Raw genomic sequence first — 2,923 nt, forward strand, 5'->3', positions numbered from 1 at the left:
AGGCCCGTGCTCGACAACCCCAGCGGACTCAACGCCCACGCCAGCGTCGCGGACCATGCGGCCGGGTACCGGAAGGTGGCCAAGGCCGCGGGCATCGCGATTTAATCCCGCGCAGAGCCGGAGACTGTGACCTGGCGATCATTGATGCGCAAGGTGCTGTCAGCGGCAGCAATAACTGCGGCATCGTGCGTGGCGGCCAGAACGAGTGCGCCCCCGTCCGCAGCTCGCCGCAGGAGCGCGATAACTTGGTCGCGGTTAGTGGGGTCGAGGGAGGCGGTCGGCTCGTCAGCGAACACATAAGCCGCGCCGCGGAGCAGGGCTCGGGCGATCGCCAGCCGCTGCTGCTCGCCTCCGCTGAGAATAGCTGCCGGCCCGTCGAAGGGGACATCAAGACCGACTTCGCCGAGGGAGTGCAGCAATTCTTCTTTGGAGTATTGCTTCCTGGATAGCCCGAGGGTGAGGTTATCTTCGCAGCTTAGTTCGGGAATGATTCCGTGGTCTTGGTGGATTATCGCTGCGCGTTCTCGCCAGAACCTCCGCCTCCGCTTCATCCTCCACGCGGAGGCATTCTCACCGTCTATCCGGAGGAGGCCGTCCGCCGGCGGCAGGAGCCCGGCCAAGGTGTTGAGCAGCAAAGTCTTTCCGGAACCGCTGGCTCCACAGATGGCGACAAAGCCTGGCCCGGGTAGGGAAAACGTTGCATTTTCCACGAGGGACTTCTTCACCATCCGCGTGCTGCGCCCCACAGAAAAAGTCGACTCCGCGGCGAGACAGAGATGAGAGGTGGAAATCTCCGGCGGCAGAGTGGGGGACTGATTGGGGCTAGCCAATGACATTGTGACTCCTAGGGGAGGCGGACATGTGCTGAGAAATACTGAGACGGACAAAACCGAGGTAGACGATTAAGACAAGGCAGCTTAGCGCGGTGAAGGTGTAGAGGAACGGGTTGGGAAGCAGTAGCGGAGCCAGGACGGACAATATGACGACAACTGTCAGGCTGACCAGTTGGCTTTTGAATAGTCGCCACATCGTTTTGTCCGGTGATTGCCCAGCGCTGTGGAGGAGTACCAGGAGGCGACGGTGAACTCGGAGCTGGATGCGCGCCTGGACTATCAAGGCCGCAAGCGTGGCGAGCAAAGCTCCGAGGACGCTCAGGATATTCAGCCAGAACAGCGCCGTGCTGGCTACTAGTTCGGCCAGACCGCGATCGGCCGCGCGTACCGGGTACACGTAGCCTTCGAGGCCGGCAGCGGTAAGTTCTGGACCCAGTTCCGAGAAATCCGCGAAGAGCAAATTTTCACTCGAAGCTGTGGAGCTTAGGAAGTCTGCGTCGAAGCCGGATAGATCGTCCGTTTCAAGCACGTAAAAACAATCGCCGGGAACCAGTTCCCCCGACATTGTTCCACTAATGAATCCGACCGCATGATCGGCACTGACCGGACCAATTTGCGCAGATTTAAGGAGCAGGTCGCCGGATTCCTGAGCCCACAGATCCACGGAAGCTGCGAAATGCTCTTGGGCTGCGGAATAGTCGACCGAGTGGTTGTCGTCTCCGGGACGGAACTGATAATCCTGCAGATCGTGCCATTGGCGGTTAGCAAGTGCCACGGGGCAGGAGTCCGGCACACCGGTACCTTCTTTCGGCAAAGTATGGCTGAGGACAGCCCCGTGCTCCCGTTCCCAGCTGAGCGCGAAGTCGCGGAAGTTCTGCTGCACACTGGGCGGCAAGAGCTCGCCTCCTTCCGCGCGGCCAGCAGGGCCGTCGAAGTTGGCTGAAAAATGCAAGGCTCCAAACTCCGCGAGAGATTTCCAGGTCTGCTGGGCCTCGGATTCCTGCTGGTAGGAGCGGAGCGCAGCCGCTGAGCTAAGACCCGCTGCTACAAAGGTCACGCAGGTAAAGACCGAAATTACTTTCAGCGCTTTTCCCGCCGCCTTCTCTGCGGGGGCACGCTGCCCCAGCAGCGCTACTGCGCGGCGCAACAATGGGGCGGTGACGGCTACGGCCAAACCGGTGGTAGCCAGGGCCAAGCCTATCCCGGCGGCGTAGAACCTGAGGAACAGGAGGGCAAAAGAATAGCTCCCTTGGCGGGCGAGGAATGTACTCGCAAGGCCAATGAGAACTAGGTGCGGGAGGATGACAAAGGTCCATTGCCGCCAATTGCCTTTTTGACTGCGGTGCCCTCCATTTATTGTGCGCAGCGCTGCCAATCTAAGACCGGAAACCCGAAGAACAAATACCAGGGCAAAAAGGGAAACGACAAATAGAAACAGGATCGCCACCAACGCGGGCAGGCGGAATACGACCGATTGGATGAGGTGAAGGAACTGCGTCTTTTCGCTTAGCCTGAGCCCGTCATTCCTGGCCGATTCGTAGAAGTGGTTCGCATTGCCACCCGTTGCTTTGGGAACCAAGACGTAGTCACCGTGGTAATCCAGCGACCCAAGCTCACTGGCCGCTTGGCTCAAGGCATCCGGCCGGTTGAGCCGGGGAATGCGTTCCGGTGCTGGATAATTTTCCTCCAGCGGGATGAAAACCTCGTGGGAAGTCCCGCTTGCGTCATCGGTGCCAGTCAGCCGGTAGATGGAGTAGCCGTTCTGCTCGGCCAATGAAACCAGTGAGTTACGGATTACCGTCGGTGCGTAGTCTGACTCAAGTTCCTCCGCGAGTGAAGTCTTAGGCTCGACGTAGTCAAGACTAAAGGTTGATTCGACCCCTAAGGACAAGGGCTTGGTGGAGTCAACCAGGGCTGTCAGCAGCCACCCAGTAGTCGCGATGACTGCAGCAAGAAGTAGGCTCAAAAGCCCAAGTACTAGGGGTCGAATGCGCATGAGTTCTAGCAGAAGTTGTAGTAGTAGCTGTCCTTAGTGCCCGGCAAATTCGTTGCCCAAAGCTCGGCGATCGACTTCTGGCCGCCGCGGGTGT

The 2,923-nt window shown here is 59.3% G+C and carries 2 protein-coding genes; both read right to left on the minus strand.

What is annotated here, in order from left to right:
• Positions 1–101: 101 nt before the first annotated feature.
• Positions 102–836, minus strand: coding sequence for an ATP-binding cassette domain-containing protein (locus Q0U90_RS11540; RefSeq protein ID WP_016456434.1), 735 nt, complete (start codon positions 834–836; stop codon positions 102–104).
• A complete protein-coding gene (locus Q0U90_RS11545; protein ID WP_297455305.1) occupies positions 823–2,607 on the minus strand; it encodes a hypothetical protein in 1,785 nt (594 codons plus the stop codon). The genes Q0U90_RS11540 and Q0U90_RS11545 overlap by 14 nt, the downstream gene beginning before the upstream one ends.
• Positions 2,608–2,923 lie beyond the last annotated feature (316 nt).

Origin of the sequence: uncultured Corynebacterium sp. (assembly GCF_946998835.1) — a bacterium.
In the GTDB taxonomy this organism is placed as follows: domain Bacteria; phylum Actinomycetota; class Actinomycetes; order Mycobacteriales; family Mycobacteriaceae; genus Corynebacterium.

Bases quoted from the DNA above. Each gene is read 5' to 3' on its own strand.
- Q0U90_RS11540 (WP_016456434.1), bottom strand. From the start codon at position 836: ATGTCATTGGCTAGCCCCAATCAGTCCCCCACTCTGCCGCCGGAGATT.